Annotated in this window: 30 protein-coding genes; all 30 read right to left on the reverse strand. The window is 66.6% G+C overall.

Annotation, left to right across the window (positions count from 1 at the left end; all coding sequences use genetic code 11):
• Positions 1–6: 6 nt before the first annotated feature.
• Entirely contained in the window at positions 7–1,029 is a 1,023-nt protein-coding gene (locus AB0927_RS13325; RefSeq protein ID WP_003966937.1) for a DNA-directed RNA polymerase subunit alpha, read from the reverse strand.
• 129 nt (positions 1,030–1,158) lie between these two features.
• A complete protein-coding gene (gene rpsK, locus AB0927_RS13330) occupies positions 1,159–1,563 on the reverse strand; it encodes a 30S ribosomal protein S11 (protein WP_003956432.1) in 405 nt (134 codons plus the stop codon).
• 66 nt (positions 1,564–1,629) lie between these two features.
• Positions 1,630–2,010, reverse strand: a complete 381-nt coding sequence (rpsM, locus tag AB0927_RS13335) for a 30S ribosomal protein S13 (RefSeq protein ID WP_037657579.1) — start codon at positions 2,008–2,010, stop codon at positions 1,630–1,632.
• Positions 2,011–2,202: 192 nt separating this feature from the next.
• Positions 2,203–2,316 carry a 50S ribosomal protein L36 gene (gene rpmJ, locus AB0927_RS13340; RefSeq protein ID WP_003998809.1) on the reverse strand — a complete coding sequence of 38 codons (114 nt, stop codon included), beginning with the start codon at positions 2,314–2,316 and terminating at the stop codon, positions 2,203–2,205.
• A 60-nt stretch (positions 2,317–2,376) separates the two neighbouring features.
• Entirely contained in the window at positions 2,377–2,598 is a 222-nt protein-coding gene (gene infA, locus AB0927_RS13345) for a translation initiation factor IF-1 (RefSeq protein WP_004927214.1), read from the reverse strand.
• Positions 2,599–2,769: 171 nt separating this feature from the next.
• The gene (gene map, locus AB0927_RS13350; protein ID WP_366667695.1) at positions 2,770–3,606 is read right to left on the reverse strand and encodes a type I methionyl aminopeptidase; all 837 of its coding nucleotides are present in this window, start codon (positions 3,604–3,606) and stop codon (positions 2,770–2,772) included.
• Positions 3,607–3,709: 103 nt separating this feature from the next.
• The gene (locus AB0927_RS13355; protein ID WP_366667696.1) at positions 3,710–4,375 is read right to left on the reverse strand and encodes an adenylate kinase; all 666 of its coding nucleotides are present in this window, start codon (positions 4,373–4,375) and stop codon (positions 3,710–3,712) included.
• Positions 4,375–5,688: a preprotein translocase subunit SecY gene (gene secY / locus AB0927_RS13360; RefSeq protein ID WP_366667697.1), complete on the reverse strand. Its 1,314-nt coding sequence runs from the start codon at positions 5,686–5,688 to the stop codon at positions 4,375–4,377. The genes AB0927_RS13355 and secY overlap by 1 nt, the downstream gene beginning before the upstream one ends.
• A gap of 189 nt (positions 5,689–5,877) precedes the next feature.
• Entirely contained in the window at positions 5,878–6,333 is a 456-nt protein-coding gene (gene rplO / locus AB0927_RS13365) for a 50S ribosomal protein L15 (RefSeq protein ID WP_366667698.1), read from the reverse strand.
• 2 nt (positions 6,334–6,335) lie between these two features.
• Positions 6,336–6,518: a 50S ribosomal protein L30 gene (rpmD, locus tag AB0927_RS13370; protein ID WP_003974250.1), complete on the reverse strand. Its 183-nt coding sequence runs from the start codon at positions 6,516–6,518 to the stop codon at positions 6,336–6,338.
• 2 nt (positions 6,519–6,520) lie between these two features.
• Positions 6,521–7,126 carry a 30S ribosomal protein S5 gene (rpsE, locus tag AB0927_RS13375; RefSeq protein ID WP_009190144.1) on the reverse strand — a complete coding sequence of 202 codons (606 nt, stop codon included), beginning with the start codon at positions 7,124–7,126 and terminating at the stop codon, positions 6,521–6,523.
• 43 nt (positions 7,127–7,169) lie between these two features.
• Positions 7,170–7,553 carry a 50S ribosomal protein L18 gene (gene rplR / locus AB0927_RS13380; RefSeq protein ID WP_366667699.1) on the reverse strand — a complete coding sequence of 128 codons (384 nt, stop codon included), beginning with the start codon at positions 7,551–7,553 and terminating at the stop codon, positions 7,170–7,172.
• A 3-nt stretch (positions 7,554–7,556) separates the two neighbouring features.
• Entirely contained in the window at positions 7,557–8,096 is a 540-nt protein-coding gene (gene rplF / locus AB0927_RS13385) for a 50S ribosomal protein L6 (protein ID WP_366667700.1), read from the reverse strand.
• Positions 8,097–8,120: 24 nt separating this feature from the next.
• Entirely contained in the window at positions 8,121–8,519 is a 399-nt protein-coding gene (gene rpsH, locus AB0927_RS13390; protein WP_014674378.1) for a 30S ribosomal protein S8, read from the reverse strand.
• Between the two features lie 212 nt (positions 8,520–8,731).
• Positions 8,732–8,917 (reverse strand): type Z 30S ribosomal protein S14, encoded by a 186-nt coding sequence (locus tag AB0927_RS13395; RefSeq protein WP_003948630.1) that lies wholly within the window; start codon positions 8,915–8,917, stop codon positions 8,732–8,734.
• Between the two features lie 5 nt (positions 8,918–8,922).
• Positions 8,923–9,480, reverse strand: coding sequence for a 50S ribosomal protein L5 (rplE, locus tag AB0927_RS13400; protein ID WP_366667701.1), 558 nt, complete (start codon positions 9,478–9,480; stop codon positions 8,923–8,925).
• Entirely contained in the window at positions 9,480–9,803 is a 324-nt protein-coding gene (gene rplX, locus AB0927_RS13405; protein ID WP_366667702.1) for a 50S ribosomal protein L24, read from the reverse strand. The genes rplE and rplX overlap by 1 nt, the downstream gene beginning before the upstream one ends.
• A gap of 2 nt (positions 9,804–9,805) precedes the next feature.
• Positions 9,806–10,174: a 50S ribosomal protein L14 gene (rplN, locus tag AB0927_RS13410; RefSeq protein WP_003998823.1), complete on the reverse strand. Its 369-nt coding sequence runs from the start codon at positions 10,172–10,174 to the stop codon at positions 9,806–9,808.
• 99 nt (positions 10,175–10,273) lie between these two features.
• Entirely contained in the window at positions 10,274–10,558 is a 285-nt protein-coding gene (gene rpsQ / locus AB0927_RS13415; RefSeq protein ID WP_018543912.1) for a 30S ribosomal protein S17, read from the reverse strand.
• Positions 10,558–10,782, reverse strand: coding sequence for a 50S ribosomal protein L29 (gene rpmC, locus AB0927_RS13420; RefSeq protein ID WP_007494763.1), 225 nt, complete (start codon positions 10,780–10,782; stop codon positions 10,558–10,560). The genes rpsQ and rpmC overlap by 1 nt, the downstream gene beginning before the upstream one ends.
• A complete protein-coding gene (rplP, locus tag AB0927_RS13425; protein ID WP_046418010.1) occupies positions 10,782–11,201 on the reverse strand; it encodes a 50S ribosomal protein L16 in 420 nt (139 codons plus the stop codon). The genes rpmC and rplP overlap by 1 nt, the downstream gene beginning before the upstream one ends.
• Positions 11,202–11,206: 5 nt before the next feature.
• Positions 11,207–12,028 carry a 30S ribosomal protein S3 gene (rpsC, locus tag AB0927_RS13430; protein WP_366667703.1) on the reverse strand — a complete coding sequence of 274 codons (822 nt, stop codon included), beginning with the start codon at positions 12,026–12,028 and terminating at the stop codon, positions 11,207–11,209.
• Entirely contained in the window at positions 12,028–12,375 is a 348-nt protein-coding gene (gene rplV, locus AB0927_RS13435) for a 50S ribosomal protein L22 (protein WP_026252021.1), read from the reverse strand. The genes rpsC and rplV overlap by 1 nt, the downstream gene beginning before the upstream one ends.
• A gap of 45 nt (positions 12,376–12,420) precedes the next feature.
• A complete protein-coding gene (gene rpsS, locus AB0927_RS13440) occupies positions 12,421–12,702 on the reverse strand; it encodes a 30S ribosomal protein S19 (RefSeq protein ID WP_003974263.1) in 282 nt (93 codons plus the stop codon).
• A 12-nt stretch (positions 12,703–12,714) separates the two neighbouring features.
• Positions 12,715–13,551, reverse strand: a complete 837-nt coding sequence (gene rplB, locus AB0927_RS13445) for a 50S ribosomal protein L2 (protein WP_153539282.1) — start codon at positions 13,549–13,551, stop codon at positions 12,715–12,717.
• Positions 13,552–13,591: 40 nt separating this feature from the next.
• A complete protein-coding gene (gene rplW, locus AB0927_RS13450) occupies positions 13,592–14,011 on the reverse strand; it encodes a 50S ribosomal protein L23 (protein ID WP_366667704.1) in 420 nt (139 codons plus the stop codon).
• On the reverse strand, positions 14,011–14,661 hold the full coding sequence (gene rplD, locus AB0927_RS13455) for a 50S ribosomal protein L4 (protein ID WP_366667705.1): 651 nt from the start codon (positions 14,659–14,661) through the stop codon (positions 14,011–14,013). Before rplD ends, rplW begins: the two co-directional genes overlap by 1 nt.
• An 8-nt stretch (positions 14,662–14,669) precedes the next feature.
• Positions 14,670–15,314: a 50S ribosomal protein L3 gene (gene rplC, locus AB0927_RS13460; RefSeq protein WP_285561826.1), complete on the reverse strand. Its 645-nt coding sequence runs from the start codon at positions 15,312–15,314 to the stop codon at positions 14,670–14,672.
• 16 nt (positions 15,315–15,330) lie between these two features.
• Positions 15,331–15,639 (reverse strand): 30S ribosomal protein S10, encoded by a 309-nt coding sequence (rpsJ, locus tag AB0927_RS13465; protein WP_003948644.1) that lies wholly within the window; start codon positions 15,637–15,639, stop codon positions 15,331–15,333.
• Between the two features lie 462 nt (positions 15,640–16,101).
• Entirely contained in the window at positions 16,102–17,202 is a 1,101-nt protein-coding gene (locus AB0927_RS13470; protein WP_366667706.1) for a hypothetical protein, read from the reverse strand.
• Between the last annotated feature and the right edge of the window lie 10 nt (positions 17,203–17,212).

Consider the following 17,212-nt stretch of genomic DNA (forward strand, 5'->3'; position numbering starts at 1 on the left):
ACCGGATCAGTACTGCTCGGTCTCCACGAAGCCCGCGTCCGCGTCGTCGTCGGCACCGAAGGCGTCGGCGGCGGCGGTCGGGTCGAATCCGGGCGGGCTGTCCTTGAGGGCCAGGCCCATGCCGGCCAGCTTCGCCTTGACCTCGTCGATGGACTTCGCACCGAAGTTGCGGATGTCCAGGAGGTCGGCCTCGGAGCGGGCGACGAGCTCACCCACGGAGTGGATGCCCTCACGCTTGAGGCAGTTGTACGAGCGGACCGTGAGCTCCAGCTCCTCGATCGGCAGCGCGAGATCGGCGGCGAGCGCGGCGTCCGTCGGGGACGGACCCATGTCGATGCCCTCGGCGTCGATGTTCAGCTCGCGCGCGAGACCGAACAGCTCGACCAGCGTCTTGCCCGCGGAGGCCATGGCGTCACGCGGACGCATCGCCTGCTTGGTCTCGACGTCCACGATCAGCTTGTCGAAGTCGGTGCGCTGCTCGACACGCGTGGCCTCGACCTTGTAGGTGACCTTGAGAACCGGCGAGTAGATGGAGTCGACCGGGATACGGCCGATCTCCTGGCCCACCTGCTTGTTCTGCACGGCGGAGACGTAACCGCGACCGCGCTCGACGGTCAGCTCCATCTCCAGCTTGCCCTTGCCGTTGAGCGTGGCGAGGACGAGGTCGGGGTTGTGCACCTCGACACCGGCCGGGGGCGCGATGTCGGCGGCGGTGACCAGACCCGGGCCCTGCTTGCGCAGGTACATCACGACCGGCTCGTCGTGCTCCGAGGAGACGACGAGCTGCTTGATGTTGAGGATCAGGTCGGTGACGTCCTCCTTGACGCCCGGCACGGTGGTGAACTCGTGCAGCACGCCGTCGATCCGGATGCTGGTGACAGCGGCACCGGGGATCGAGGACAGGAGGGTACGGCGGAGCGAGTTGCCGAGGGTGTAGCCGAAGCCCGGCTCCAGCGGCTCGATCACGAACCGGGAGCGGAACTCGTCGACGACCTCTTCGGTCAACGAGGGACGCTGAGCGATCAGCATGGTGGAGATCCTTCAGTCAGGGGCGCCCGCTATTTGACGCCCGACTCTGTACTGCAAGGGTACGGGCGGTACGGAGTCCTCACAGAGGCCGTACCGCCCGTACCCGGGAAACCAGCGGAGCGCTGCGCGTCAGACGCGGCGGCGCTTCGGCGGGCGGCAGCCGTTGTGCGGGGTCGGGGTGACGTCCTGGATGGAGCCGACCTCAAGACCCGTGGCCTGCAGGGAGCGGATCGCGGTCTCACGGCCGGAGCCCGGACCCTTGACGAACACGTCGACCTTGCGCATGCCGTGCTCCTGGGCGCGGCGGGCAGCCGACTCGGCGGCCATCTGCGCGGCGAACGGCGTGGACTTCCGGGAGCCCTTGAAGCCGACGTGGCCGGCGGAGGCCCAGGAGATCACGTTGCCCGAGGGGTCCGTGATCGAGACGATCGTGTTGTTGAACGTGCTCTTGATGTGCGCGTGGCCGTGAGCGACGTTCTTCTTTTCCTTGCGGCGCACCTTCTTGGCAGCGCCCTGACGACCCTTGGGGGGCATCTACAAACTCCTAGAGGGAGGTGGTCGGTCCTACAGCGAAGACCGTGGACAGAGGTCCGCTGCGGACTACTTCTTGCCCGGCTTCTTCTTGCCGGCGATGGCGCGACGCGGGCCCTTGCGGGTACGGGCGTTGGTGCTGGTGCGCTGACCGCGGACGGGCAGACCGCGACGGTGACGGAGACCCTGGTAGCACCCGATCTCGACCTTGCGGCGGATGTCGGCCTGGATCTCGCGACGGAGGTCACCCTCGGTCTTGATGTTGCTGTCGACGTACTCGCGGATCGCGACCAGCTGCTCTTCGCTGAGGTCACGAACGCGGGTGTTCGGGTCGACGCCGGTCGCAGCCAGCGTCTCCTTCGAGAGGGTCCGGCCGATGCCGAACACGTAGGTGAGGGCGACCTCCACACGCTTTTCGCGCGGGATGTCAACACCGGAAACGCGTGCCATTCAATGGCTCCTGGTGAATCTTCGGAGGTCTTCCGCAGAACCGGCTCCCGGCCGCCGTACGAGGTACGAACCGGGTCCCCGGCCTCCGAACCGGGGGTGTCGAGCTGGTGGGCTCGGGTTCTGCGTATGAACAATTCAGCTCGCGTCGCGCGAAGACTCTGCGATAGAGGTGCAGAGAGGGGTGGTCGTGCGTCAGCCCTGGCGCTGCTTGTGGCGCGGGTTCTCGCAGATGACCATGACCCGACCGTGACGGCGGATCACCCTGCACTTGTCGCAGATCTTCTTGACGCTCGGCTTGACCTTCATGGGGTGAGGTTCTCCGGGTCAGTGCCATCGCACCGGGCGGGCCCGGTGCGCGGGCAAGATCTACTTGTACCGGTAGACGATCCGGCCACGCGTCAGGTCGTACGGAGACAGCTCCACCACGACCCGGTCGTCGGGCAGGATGCGGATGTAGTGCATGCGCATCTTGCCGCTGATGTGTGCCAGGACCTGGTGGCCGTTCTGGAGCTCGACCCTGAACATGGCGTTCGGCAGAGACTCGACGACAGTGCCCTCGATCTCGATGGCACCTTGCTTCTTGGCCACGCTTCGCCCTTCGAATCGACTACCTTGATCGACTCCCTTTGCGTCCCTTACGGGAGCATGCGGACATGCGGGTGCACGAGAGCCGACGAGTCAGTCTACGTCGGAGCGACCGGAAACGCGAATCGAGGGAGTCTTCCCCGCGAGCCCGGCCCCTATGCGGGCCTCTTGCCCTCAGGCGAGCGGGTCGGGCGCGGCCGTGACGCCGAACTCCGCCAGCTTCGCCTTGCCCCCGTCGACCGCCGTCAGCACCAGCGGACCCTCCTCGGTCAGCGCGACCGAGTGCTCCCAGTGGGAGGACCACGTGCCGTCGGTCGTGATGACCGTCCAGTCGTCCTCCAGGACCTCGGTCCTGGGCGTGCCCAGCGAGACCATCGGCTCGATCGCGAGGCAGAAGCCCGGCACCAGCTTCGGGCCCTTGCCCCGGCGCCGCTCGACGTAGTTCAGCAGGTGCGGGTCCATGTGCATCTCGGTGCCGATGCCGTGGCCGCCGTAGTCCTCGATGATCCCGTAGCGCCCGCCACCCGGCTTCGGCTGGCGGCGGATGTACGTCTCGATGGCCCGGGAGACGTCGACCAGCCGGTTGCCCTGCTTCATCGCCGCGATGCCGGCCCACATGGAGCCCTCGGTCACCCGGGACAGCTCGATCAGCTCGGGGGCGTGGCCGGAGCCGACGAAGGCGGTGTACGCCGCGTCGCCGTGCCAGCCGTCCACGATCGCGCCGCAGTCGATGGAGATGATGTCGCCGTCCTTGAGGACGACGTCGTCGGCGGGGATGCCGTGCACGACCACGTCGTTCACGGAGGTGCAGATGGTCGCGGGGAAGCCCCCGTAGCCCAGGAAGTTCGACGTGGCGCCGTGCTCCGCGAGCACCTTGCGGGCGACCTCGTCCAGGTCCTTCGTGGAGGCGCCGGGCACCGCGGCCTCCCGGGTGGCCGCGTGGATCGCGGCGACGACCAGGCCCGCCGCACGCATCTTGGCGATCTGCTCGGGCGTCTTGATCTGCACCATGGGGGGCCTGCGCTCTCCGTCACTCACGTCGGCTGGGTTTACCTGTACAACAGTACGGCCGCGGCGCCCCCGTAAGGGTGCCGCGGCCGGAAGGCGGCCGGACTCAGTGCTTCCCGGCCTGCTCGCTCTTCAGTGCCTCCAGCGCGCGCTCGGTGACCTGGTCCACCGGGCCCATCGCGGAGATCGTACGGACCAGGCCCTGCGACTTGTAGTAGTCGATGATGGGCTCGGTCTGCGTGTGGTAGACCTCCAGGCGCGTACGCACCGTCTCCTCGGAGTCGTCCTCACGCTGGTACAGCTCGCCGCCGCAGACGTCGCAGACGCCCTCCTGCTTCGGCACGTTGTACGCCACGTGGAAGACGTGCGAGGAGTCCTTGCGGCAGATCCGGCGGCCGGCGATGCGCTTGACCACCTCGTCCTCGGGAGCCTCCAGGTCCAGGACCGCGTCCAGCGTCATCTTCTCGGTGCGCAGCAGCTCGTCCAGCGCCTGGGCCTGTGCGACGTTGCGCGGGAAGCCGTCCAGCAGGAAGCCGTTCTCGGCGTCCGGCTGCTCCATGCGGTCCTTCGCCATCGCGATCGTGACCTCGTCGGGGACGAGGTTGCCGGCGTCCATGTAGGACTTCGCGAGCTTGCCGAGCTCGGTCTGCCGGCTGATGTTGGCCCGGAACAGGTCGCCCGTGGAGATGTGCGGGATGGCCAGCTTCTCGGCGAGCCGGACGGCCTGCGTTCCCTTACCGGCACCGGGTGGCCCGACGAGGACGATACGCATCAGCGGAGGAACCCTTCGTAATTGCGCTGCTGGAGCTGGCTCTCGATCTGCTTCACCGTCTCCAGACCGACACCCACGATGATGAGGATGCTGGTACCGCCGAAGGGGAAGTTCTGGCTCGCGCCGAAGCCGACCAACGCCATGGTCGGTACGAGAGCGATCAGACCCAGATACAGCGAACCCGGCCAGGTGATCCGGTTGAGCACGTACGAGAGATACTCAGCGGTCGGTCGGCCAGCCCGGATGCCCGGGATGAAGCCACCATACTTCTTCATGTTGTCGGCGACTTCTTCGGGGTTGAAGGAGATCGCCACGTAGAAGAACGCGAAGAAAACGATGAGCAAGAAGTACAGAGTGATGTAAAGCGGGTGATCGCCCTTGGTGAGGTTCTGCTGCACCCACTCCTTCCAGCCCGAGTTGCCGCCCGCGAACTGCGCCACGAGGGCCGGGATGTACAGGAGGGACGAGGCGAAGATGACGGGGATCACACCCGCCTGGTTCACCTTGAGCGGGATGTAGGTGGACGTACCGCCGTAGGACCGGCGGCCGATCATCCGCTTCGCGTACTGGACCGGGATGCGGCGCTGGGCCTGCTCGACGAAGACCACGAGCGCGACCATGACCAGGCCGACCAGGATCACGGTGCCGAACTCGATCCAGCCGCCGGCCAGGGTGCCCTGCTTCTTGATGGCCCACAGCGCGGACGGGAAGGTCGCGGCGATCGAGATGAACATCAGGATCGACATGCCGTTGCCGATGCCGCGGTCGGTGATCAGCTCGCCGAGCCACATCACGACCGTGGTGCCGGCGGTCATGCAGACGACCATGGTGATCGTGGTGAAGATCGCCTGGTCCGGAACGATGCTGGTGGACACGGAGCAGCCGCTGAACAGCGCGCCGCTGCGGGCCGTGGCGACCAGGCCGGTGCCCTGCAGGATCGCGAGGGCGAGGGTGAGGTAGCGGGTGTACTGCGTGATCTTCGTGGTGCCGGCCTGGCCCTCCTTCTTGAGGGCTTCCAGGCGCGGGATGACCACGGTCAGCAACTGGAGAATGATGCTGGCCGTGATGTACGGCATGATGCCGAGCGCGAAGACCGTGATCTGCAGCAGCGCACCGCCGCTGAACATGTTCACGAGGCCGAACAGGCCCTGGTTGGCCCCTGCCTCGCTCACGCACTGCTGGACGGCCTTGTAGTTGACGCCAGGGATCGGGATGTGGGTACCGACCCGGTAGACCACGATGATGCCCAGCGTGAAGAGCAGCTTCTTGCGCAGGTCGGGCGTCTTGAACGCCCGGGCGAACGCGGTGAGCACGGTGCCTCCTGCGACCCCCGCGCAACTGCGTCAAGGGTGACGGTCTGAGGTTCGACGAATACGAGTGAGAACAGCGTTGGTCACCTTACCGGCGACCATGCCTCCCTTGGAACGACCAACCGGGGATACCTCATTGTGAGGTATCCCCGGTCGGGATCGTTTACGTCATCGAGGCGTCGTCTGAGGGACTCAGACGAGCTCGGTGACCGTACCGCCGGCGGCGGTGATCTTCTCCTTGGCGGAGCCGGAGACGGCGTCGACCGTCACCTGCAGCGCCACGGAGATCTCGCCCTGGCCGAGGACCTTGACGAGGCTGTTCTTGCGAACGGCACCCTTGTCGACGAGGCCCTGGACGGTGACCTCTCCACCCTGCGGGTAGAGCTCGGCCAGCTTGTCCAGGTTCACGACCTGGTACTCGGTCTTGAACGGGTTCTTGAAGCCCTTCAGCTTCGGAAGACGCATGTGGAGGGGCATCTGGCCACCCTCGAAGCGCTCCGGAACCTGGTAACGGGCCTTCGTACCCTTGGTACCACGACCGGCCGTCTTACCCTTCGACGCCTCACCGCGACCGACACGGGTCTTCGCGGTCTTGGCGCCCGGGGCGGGACGGAGGTTGTGGATCTTGAGCGGGTTCTGCTCCGCCATGATCAGTCGACCTCCTCGACCGTCACGAGGTGGCGGACGGTGTGCACCATTCCGCGGAACTCGGGGCGGTCCTCCTTGACGACCTGCGTGTTGATGCCCTTGAGACCAAGGGACCGCAGGGTGTCGCGGTGGTTCTGCTTGCTGCCGATGTAGGACTTCACCTGCGTGATCTTGAGCTGCGCCATGATTACGCACCCGCCCCGGCACGCGCACGCAGCAGAGCCGCGGGAGCGACGTCCTCAAGGGGCAGACCACGGCGAGCCGCGATCTCCTCGGGACGCTGCAGGCCCTTCAGGGCCTCCACGGTCGCGTGCACGATGTTGATCGCGTTGTCGGAGCCGAGCGACTTCGACAGCACGTCGTGGATACCGGCGCACTCGAGCACGGCGCGCACCGGACCACCGGCGATAACACCGGTACCCGGGGACGCGGGCTTGAGCAGCACCACGCCGGCAGCCTTCTCACCCTGGATCGGGTGCGGGATGGTGCCCTGGATACGGGGGACCTTGAAGAAGTGCTTCTTGGCCTCCTCAACACCCTTGGCGATGGCGGCCGGCACCTCCTTGGCCTTGCCGTAACCGACACCCACGGTGCCGTCACCGTCGCCCACCACGACCAGCGCGGTGAAGCTGAAGCGACGACCACCCTTCACAACCTTGGCGACACGGTTGATCGCGACGACGCGCTCGACGTACGCGGTCTTCTCGGCGGCAGCAGCGCCGCCGTCACGGCCCTTCCGGTCCCGCCGCTCGCCGCCACCGGCACCGCCACCGCGGCGCTGGGGTCCAGCCATTGGAATTACCTCTCTCTGTTTCCGCTAGCTACGGAACCGTGGCTCAGAACTGGAGCCCGGCCTCGCGGGCGGCGTCCGCCAGAGCCGCGATGCGGCCGGCGTACTGGTTACCACCACGGTCGAACACGACAGCCTCGACACCGGCGGCCTTCGCGCGCTCGGCGACCAGGGCGCCGACCTGCTTGGCCAGCGTGGACTTGTCGCCCTCGCCACCGCGGATCGAAGCGTCCAGGGTGGACGCCGATGCCAGGGTGTGACCCTTCAGGTCGTCGATCACCTGCGCCACGATGTGGCGGTTGGAGCGGGTCACGACCAGACGGGGACGCTCCGCCGTACCGGACACCCGCTTACGGATCCGGATGTGACGGCGCTTGATCGCGGCGCGCTTGTAGGCGTCGCCCTTGAGGATCTTCTGCCCGTATGCCATGGCTTACTTACCCGCCTTTCCGACCTTGCGGCGGATGACTTCGCCCTCGTACTTGACGCCCTTGGCCTTGTACGGGTCGGGCTTGCGCAGCTTGCGGATGTTGGCCGCAACCTCGCCGACCTTCTGCTTGTCGATGCCCTCGACCGAGAAACGGGTCGGGGACTCCACCTTGAAGGCGATGCCTTCGGGGGCCTCGACCAGGATCGGGTGGCTGTAACCGAGAGCGAACTCCAGGTTGGAACCCTTGGCGGTCACTCGGTAACCGACACCGCTGATCTCGAGCTTCTTCACGTAACCCTGGGTCACGCCGGTGATCATGTTCGCCACCAGCGTGCGGGACAGGCCGTGCAGGGCCTTGCTCTGACGCTCGTCGTTGGGGCGGGTCACCTGCAGGGTGCCGTCTTCGCCCTTGGCGATGTCGATCGGTGCCACGACGGTGTGGGTCAGCTCGCCCTTGGGGCCCTTGACCTTGACCGTGCGGCCGTCGATGGTGACGTCCACGCCGGCGGGAACCGCGATGGGGAGCTTGCCGATACGCGACATAGCTGTTTCCTCCGTTCCCTTCTGCTACCAGACGTAGGCGAGGACTTCCCCACCCACGCCCTTCTTGCCGGCCTGCTTGTCGGTGAGGAGCCCGTGCGACGTGGAGATGATCGCCACGCCGAGGCCACCCAGCACCTTGGGCAGGTTGGTGGACTTCGCGTACACCCGGAGACCGGGCTTGGAGATCCGCTTGATGCCCGCGATGGAGCGCTCACGGTTCGGGCCGAACTTCAGCTCGAGAACGAGGTTCTTACCGACCTCGGCGTCCTCGACCTTCCAGCCCGTGATGAAGCCCTCCTGCTGGAGGATCTCCGCGATGTGCGACTTGATCTTGGAGTGCGGCATCGACACCGAGTCGTGGTAAGCCGAGTTCGCGTTCCGCAGACGCGTAAGCATGTCTGCGATCGGATCAGTCATGGTCATGAATTGGCCTGTGGCCTTTCTCGCCGGGGTTTCCTATATGCGCCATCCCTCTCCCCGTACAGGGACGGGACGGGTGCGGCGCGGGGACCTACGGCGTAGTAAGTCGTTCAGGGCGGCAGAGGCCCAACCCTCCTAGCCTAAGCCATGAGGATCGCAACCTCTGCCGTCCCGGTTGCTTACCGAGAGGTCCAGGTATCCCTAAAAAGCGGGGACTACCAGGAGCTCTTGGTCACGCCCGGCAGCTCGCCACGGTGAGCCATCTCACGAAGGCACACGCGGCACAGGCCGAACTTGCGGTAGACGGAGTGCGGGCGGCCGCAGCGCTGGCAGCGGGTGTAGCCACGCACACCGAACTTGGGCTTGCGAGCAGCCTTCGCGATGAGAGCCTTCTTCGCCATCTCGCTCACGCCTCCTTGAACGGGAAGCCGAGGTGACGGAGAAGGGAACGGCCCTCTTCGTCGTTGGTCGCCGTGGTGACCACGGTGATGTCCATACCCCGGACGCGGTCGATCTTGTCCTGGTCGATCTCGTGGAACATGACCTGCTCCGTGAGACCGAAGGTGTAGTTGCCACGGCCGTCGAACTGCTTGGGGGACAGGCCGCGGAAGTCGCGGATGCGCGGGAGCGCGAGCGACAGGGTGCGGTCCAGGAACTCCCACATGCGGTCGCCACGGAGCGTGACGTGGGCACCGATCGGCTGGCCCTCACGCAGCTTGAACTGCGCGATGGACTTGCGGGCCTTGGTGACGGCCGGCTTCTGACCGGTGATCGTGGTCAGGTCGCGGATCGCGCCCTCGATCAGCTTCGAGTCACGGGCGGCGTCGCCGACACCCATGTTGACCACGATCTTGACGAGGCCGGGAACCTGCATGACGTTCTCGTACTTGAACTCGTCACGCAGCTTGCCCGCGATCTCCTCGCGGTACTTCTGCTTCAGACGCGGAGTGGTGGTGGTAGCCATCAGATGTCCTCACCCGTCCGCTTGGCAACGCGGATCTTGTTGCCCTCTTCGTCGAAGCGGTAGCCGACACGCGTGACGACCTTCTTGCCGTCCTTCTCCACGACCAACTGGACGTTGGAGATGTGGATCGGCGCCTCGGTGGTCACGATGCCGCCGGCCTGCGAACCGCTGGCGGTCGGACCGGCCTTCGTGTGCTTCTTGACCCGGTTGACACCCTCGACCAGGACACGCTCGTCGCGCGGGTAAGCGGCAATGACCTTGCCCTGCTTGCCCTTGTCCTTGCCGGTGATGACCTGGACCAGGTCGCCCTTCTTGATCTTCATGCTTACAGCACCTCCGGCGCGAGCGAGATGATCTTCATGAACTTCTTCTCGCGCAGCTCACGGCCGACCGGGCCGAAGATGCGGGTGCCGCGAGGGTCGCCGTCGTTCTTCAGAATGACGGCGGCGTTCTCGTCGAAGCGGATGTACGAGCCGTCCGGACGGCGGCGCTCCTTGACGGTGCGAACGATGACCGCCTTGACGACGTCACCCTTCTTCACGTTGCCACCGGGGATCGCGTCCTTGACGGTGGCGACGATGACGTCACCGATGCCCGCGTAGCGGCGACCGGAGCCACCGAGCACACGGATGCAAAGGATCTCCTTCGCACCAGTGTTGTCGGCGACACGCAGTCGCGACTCCTGCTGGATCACGTCTATCTCCTGTTTGTCTGCCGGTTCCCGGCAGGGGATCCGTCACGGATCCCCTGCCGAGCCTGGCGGAACTGTCCTGCGGGTTTTTACCCGCAGGAATTACTTGGCCTTCTCGAGGATCTCGACGACGCGCCAGCGCTTCGTCGCGGACAGCGGCCGGGTCTCCATGAGGAGGACGCGGTCGCCGACACCCGCGGCGTTCTGCTCGTCGTGCGCCTTGAGCTTGTTCGTACGGCGGATGACCTTGCCGTACAGCGCGTGCTTGACGCGGTCCTCGACTGCGACGACGACGGTCTTGTCCATCTTGTCGCTGACGACGAGACCCTCACGGGTCTTGCGGAAGCCGCGGGCCTCTGCGTTCTCAGTCACGTTCTTCTCGCTCATCAGGCGTTCTCCACCGTTTCGATGCCCAGCTCACGCTCGCGCATCAGGGTGTAGATCCGCGCGATGTCCTTGCGGACCGCCTTGAGACGGCCATGGTTCTCAAGCTGTCCAGTCGCCGCCTGGAAGCGGAGGTTGAACAGCTCTTCCTTGGCCTCGCGGAGCTTAGCCAGAAGCTCCTCGTTGCCCAGCTCGCGCAGCTCGGACGCCTTGGTACCGGCCGACATCACGCTTCACCTGCCTCGCGCTTGACGATCCGGCACTTCATCGGCAGCTTGTGGGCCGCACGGGTCAGCGCCTCACGGGCGATCTTCTCGTTGGGGTACGACAGCTCGAACATGACGCGTCCGGGCTTGACGTTGGCGATCCACCACTCCGGAGAACCCTTACCGGAACCCATGCGGGTCTCGGCGGGCTTCTTGGTGAGCGGACGGTCCGGGTAGATGTTGATCCAGACCTTGCCGCCACGCTTGATGTGGCGGGTCATCGCGATACGAGCCGCCTCGATCTGGCGGTTCGTGACGTAGGCCGGGGTCAGCGCCTGGATGCCGTACTCGCCGAACGCAACCTGCGTGCCACCCTTGGACATACCGTCGCGCTTCGGGTGGTGCTGCTTGCGGTGCTTGACCCTACGGGGGATCAGCATTTCGGTCAGGCCTCCGTTCCGGTGCTCTCAGCCGAAGCGGCGGCGGGAGCCTCGGCCTTGGGGGCCTCGGCGCCGGCAGCCTGCTGCGGCTTGCGACCGCGCCGCTCGCCACCACGGCCACCACGGGCCGGGCGGTCGGCACCACCACGGGCCGGGCGGTTACCCGCACGGGCCGCAGCGTTCTCGGCGCGGACCTCGGCGATGTTCTTGACGTCGCCCTTGTAGATCCAGACCTTCACACCGATGCGGCCGAAGGTCGTCTTGGCCTCGAAGAAGCCGTAGTCCACGTTCGCGCGGAGCGTGTGCAGGGGCACACGGCCCTCGCGGTAGAACTCCGAGCGGGACATCTCGGCGCCACCGAGGCGGCCACCGCACTGGATCTTGATGCCCTTGGCGCCCGCCTTCATCGCCGACTGCATGCTCTTGCGCATGGCACGACGGAAGGAGACGCGGGAGGAGAGCTGCTCGGCGACGGCCTGGGCCACCAGCTGAGCGTCCGTCTCCGGGTTCTTGACCTCGAGGATGTTGAGCTGGACCTGCTTGCCGGTCAGCTTCTCCAGGTCACCGCGGATGCGGTCGGCCTCGGCGCCGCGGCGGCCGATGACGATGCCCGGACGAGCGGTGTGGATGTCCACGCGGACGCGGTCACGGGTGCGCTCGATCTCAACCTTCGAGATGCCGGCGCGCTCCATGCCGGACGTCATCATCCGACGGATGGCGACGTCTTCCTTGACGTAGTCCTTGTACAGCTTGTCGGCGTACCAACGCGACTTGAAGTCGGTCGTGACACCGAGCCGGAACCCATGCGGGTTAACCTTCTGGCCCATTACCGGGTTCCTTCCTTGCTGCTGACGACCACGGTGATGTGGCTGGTCCGCTTGCGGATCCGGTAGGCACGGCCCTGGGCACGCGGACGGAACCGCTTCAGGGTCGGGCCCTCGTCGACGTAGGCCTCGGAGATGACCAGGCTGTCGACATCGGTGTGGTCGTAGTTGTGCGCGGCATTGGCAATGGCGCTGTCCAGCACCTTGCCGACCGGAACCGAGGCTGCCTGCGGGGCGAATCGCAGAACAGCCTGGGCCTCCGTGGCGTCCATGCCACGGATGAGGTCCACCACACGGCGGGCCTTCATGGGCGTGACGCGGATGTACCGCGCCTGGGCCCTGGCTTCCATGGTTGTCCCTTCAGAGTTACTTACTTGTCTGAATGCGATCCGCGGTTAGCGGCGCTTCGACTTCCGGTCGTCCTTGACATGGCCGCGGAAGGTGCGCGTCGGCGAGAACTCGCCGAGCTTGTGGCCGACCATCGACTCGGTGACGAACACCGGGATGTGGGTCTTGCCGTTGTGCACCGCGATCGTGTGACCGAGCATGGCCGGGACGATCATCGAGCGACGGGACCAGGTCTTGATGACGTTCTTGGTGCCGGCTTCGTTCTGCGTGTCCACCTTCTTGATCAGGTGGTCGTCGACGAAGGGCCCCTTCTTCAAGCTACGAGGCATCTCAACCCGTCCTTAGCGCTTCTTGTTCGTCTTGCGGCGGCGGACGATGTACTTGTTCGACGCCTTCTTGGGCGAACGAGTACGGCCTTCCTTCTTGCCCCACGGGGACACAGGGTGGCGGCCACCGGAGGTCCGGCCCTCACCACCACCGTGCGGGTGGTCGACCGGGTTCATCACGACACCACGGACGGTCGGGCGAACGCCCAGCCACCGCTTACGGCCGGCCTTACCCCAGTTGATGTTGCTCTGCTCGGCGTTGCCGACCTCGCCGACGGTGGCGCGGCAGCGGACGTCGACCAGGCGGATCTCACCGGACGGCATGCGCAGGTGGGCCATCGAGCCCTCCTTCGCGAGCAGCTGCACGGAGGCACCGGCGGAACGGGCGAACTTGGCACCGCCACCGGGACGGAGCTCGATCGCGTGGATCGTGGTACCGACCGGGATGTTGCGGAGGGCCAGGTTGTTGCCCGGCTTGATGTCGGCCCCGGGACCGTTCTCCACGGTGTCGCCCTGCTGCAGGTTGCGCGGGGCGAGGATGTAGCGCTTCTCGCCGTCGGCGTAGTGCAGCAGCGCGATGCGCGCGGTGCGGTTGGGGTCGTACTCGATGTGCGCGACCTTCGCCGGCACGCCGTCCTTGTCGTGACGACGGAAGTCGATCACACGGTAGGCGCGCTTGTGTCCGCCACCCTGGTGGCGAACGGTCACACGACCGGCGTTGTTACGGCCGCCCTTGCTGTGCAGGGGACGGACCAGCGACTTCTCCGGCGTGGACCGCGTGACCTCGACGAAGTCGGCGACGCTGGCGCCACGACGGCCCGGCGTAGTCGGCTTGTACTTGCGGATTCCCATTTCTCAGTCCTCGTCCGATATCGGACGATCCGGACCGCCCTCAGGCGGTCGGACCGCCGAAGATGTCGATACGGTCGCCCTCGGCGAGGGTCACGATCGCGCGCTTGCTGCCGGCACGCTGACCGAAACCGGTCTTCGTGCGCTTGCGCTTGCCCTGGCGGTTGATCGTGTTGACCCCGGTGACCTTGACGTCGAAGACCGCCTGGACGGCCTGCTTGATCTGGGTCTTGTTGGCGCTCGGGTCGACGATGAACGTGTACTTGTTCTCGTCGAGGAGCGCGTAGCTCTTCTCGGACACGACCGGCTTGAGCAGGACGTCACGGGGGTCCGTGTACGACTTGCTCAGCGGGGTCTCGACCGTGTTCTTGCCCTCGGCGGCGTGGCGACGCGCCTTGGCGACGCGCGCGGCCTTGGCCGCCTTGGCGGCCTTCGAGGCGATAGCGGGGTGACGGATAGCCATCAGACCTCGCTCCCTTCGGTGTCATTGGCCTTCGGGCCGGACACGAAGGACTCGAACGCGGCCTGGGTGAAGACCACGTCGTCCGAGACGAGAACGTCGTACGTGTTCAGCTGGCCCGGCTCCAGGATGTGGACCTGGGGCAGGTTGCGGGCGGACAGCCACGCGGCCTCGTCGGAGCGCTCGACGATCAGGAGCAGGTTCTTGCGCTCCGAGATCTTGCCGAACAGGCTCTTCGCGGCCTTGGTGGAGACCTGGCCCTCGACCACGCCGGCGACGACGTGGATGCGGTTGTGACGCGCCCGGTCGGTGAGGGCACCGCGCAGGGCGGCGGCCTTCATCTTCTTCGGGGTGCGCTGCGAGTAGTCACGCGGCACGGGACCGTGCACGACGCCACCACCGGCGAACTGCGGCGCGCGGGTCGAACCCTGACGGGCGCGACCGGTGCCCTTCTGGCGGTACGGCTTCTTGCCACCGCCGCGGACCTCGCCACGAGTCTTGGTCTTGTGCGTGCCCTGACGGGCCGCGGCCAGCTGCGCGACGACGACCTGGTGGATCAGCGGGACGCTGACCTTGGCGTCGAAGATCTCCGCGGGGAGCTCGACGGAACCGGCCTTCTCGCCCGCCGGCGAAAGGATGTCAACAGTGCTCATCGGTTACCTCAGGCCCCCTTGGCCGCGGTGCGGACCAGGACGAGGCCGCCGTTCGGACCGGGAACCGCGCCCTTGATGAGCAGCAGACCCTTCTCCGCGTCAACGGCGTGGACGGTCAGGTTCTGGGTGGTGACCCGCTCGTTGCCCATGCGACCCGCCATGCGGAGGCCCTTGAACACGCGGCCCGGGGTGGCGCAGCCACCGATGGAACCGGGCGAGCGGTGCTTGCGCTGGGTGCCGTGTCCGGCGCCGAGGCCCTTGAAGTTGTGACGCTTCATGACACCGGCGAAGCCCTTGCCCTTGCTCTTGCCGGTCACGTCGACCTTCACGCCGGCCTCGAACACCTGCGCGGTGATCTCCTGGCCCAGCGTGTACTCGGAGGCGTCCGCGGTGCGGATCTCGACGAGGTGGCGACGGGGGGTGACGTCGGCCTTGGCGAAGTGGCCCTTGAGGGGCTTGTTCACCTTGCGCGGGTCGATCTCGCCGAAGGCGATCTGGACCGACTCGTAGCCGTCGACGTCGTTCGTACGGACCTGGGTCACGACGTTGGGGCCGGCCTTGACGACGGTGACCGGGACGACACGGTTGTTCTCGTCCCACACCTGCGTCATGCCGAGCTTCTCGCCCAGGATGCCCTTGATCTGCTTAGCCATTCTCAGCCCACCAGCCTCAGAGCTTGATCTCGATGTCGACACCGGCCGGGAGGTCGAGTCGCATCAGAGAGTCAACGGTCTTGGGGGTCGGGTCGAGAATGTCGATCAGGCGCTTGTGCGTGCGCATCTCGAAGTGCTCGCGCGAGTCCTTGTACTTGTGCGGCGACTTGATGACGCAGTACACGTTCTTCTCAGTGGGCAGCGGCACCGGGCCCGCGACCGACGCACCAGTGCGAGTCACCGTCTCGACGATCTTCTTCGCCGAGGAGTCGATGACCTCGTGGTCGTAGGCCTTGAGCCGGATGCGGATCTTCTGTCCCGCCATGGCTACTCAGTAGTCCTGTCTCTTCTAACGCTCTGGGACCCGGTGGTTTCCGGTACCCGCTTTCTCCGACCCACGCGGTCGGGCGTGTCGCGCTCCCGCTGACATGAATGTCCCTTGTGCGAACATCCCTGCGGGATTGCACACGGCCCTTCCGGAAACCGCGGACCGGGGACCTCGGGCCCACCGGGCGCCTGGCCGGTGTCGCGCTCACACTTCCCGGAAGATTCCCGTACGTCCGCCCCAGTGCTGCCCGTGGGCAGTTAGGACGACGAGTACTGTGGGACTCGCTTCCGGTCCTCCCGGCGGGAGGCGCGCAGCATCAACAACTCGACCGAGCAACTCGGACAGTCTGCCATACGGGGCGGGCAGACCGCCAATCGAGCCGTAGAGATTACCCCGAGAGTGACACAGGTCAAACCGGGGGCGCGGCGGGGCGGGGCCCCTCCCCTGCCGGGACCGGCTTCACGGCCGGGCCGTCATCCGTACGTCGGTGCAGCCGCGCTGCTTCGCCTCGTGGCCGGCGAAGACGCGCAGGGCGTCGCGGGCGAACGAGGCCGAGTAGTGCGGGACCGGGTAGGTATCGGTGTCCCCGTCGTACAGGTGGTACAGCACGAACACGGCCCGCTGCGCCGTCCGGGGGCACGTCGCGGTGGCCCAGGCGTAGTCACGGTCGCCGTGGGTGGGACCGTAGCCCTTTTCGAGCTGGTCGCCCTCGCTGGCCAGGAAGTCCTTGGCGGAGGCGCCGTAATAGGCGTAGAGGCCATAGCCGGGCTTCTTCGCCTTCGTGACCAGGTAGCAGTTGGTCTGGGGGGCGTCCGGGTCCGCCGGATACTCCATGATCTCGGGCGTGTCGCCTCGTGCCGCGTCCGTTCCGCGCAGCGCGGCGCATGACCCCTGGGCCCGCGGCAGCGGCTTCGCCGTCCCGGGCGCGCCCAGCCGCGCGGTGGACAGGCCGGTGAGCCGCTTGCCCGCCTTGACCTGGCAGCCGTGCTTCTCGGCCGTCTTCCGGGCGGTCTCGGTGACCACCCGGCCGAGACCGGTCAGGGTCGTGCCGTCGGACGTACCGAGCAGGTCACCGTAGGCGACCAGGGCCTTGTCCTGCTGGTTCACGCAGTCCAGCGCGGCCATGACCTGGTAGGTGCCGCCCGCGTACCTGAGGACACCGGACCAGCCGTGGCCGAGGGGTGCCGCCTGCTCGCGCACTCCGTCGTAGTCCGCGTTGTACCAGGTGAGCGTGGTGGACGGGGCCTTCGCCGTGCTCCAGCGCAGCTTCAGCTCAAGGGAACCGCTCTGCGCTCCGGACTCCGAGTCTCGGACACGGCAGGCGGCCAGGTAATCACCGTCGCCCTCGTCGTCGGCCCTGAGGTGTGACGAGTGCAGCGCCTCGCCGAGCCCGCCCTGGGCCAGGGTGCCGTCGCACGCCCGGTCCAGGGAGCCCTCGTCGCCCCCGGAGCCGAAGGTCCCGGTGCCCCAGAGCACCCCTGCCACCAGCGCGAGTACCAGCAGGCACGCCCCCACGTACCACCCGGCGTGCACGCGTCGGAACCCGGATTTGGTCTGCATCGTGCTCATT

The organism is Streptomyces sp. NPDC048106, from assembly GCF_040706415.1.
In the GTDB taxonomy this organism is placed as follows: domain Bacteria; phylum Actinomycetota; class Actinomycetes; order Streptomycetales; family Streptomycetaceae; genus Streptomyces.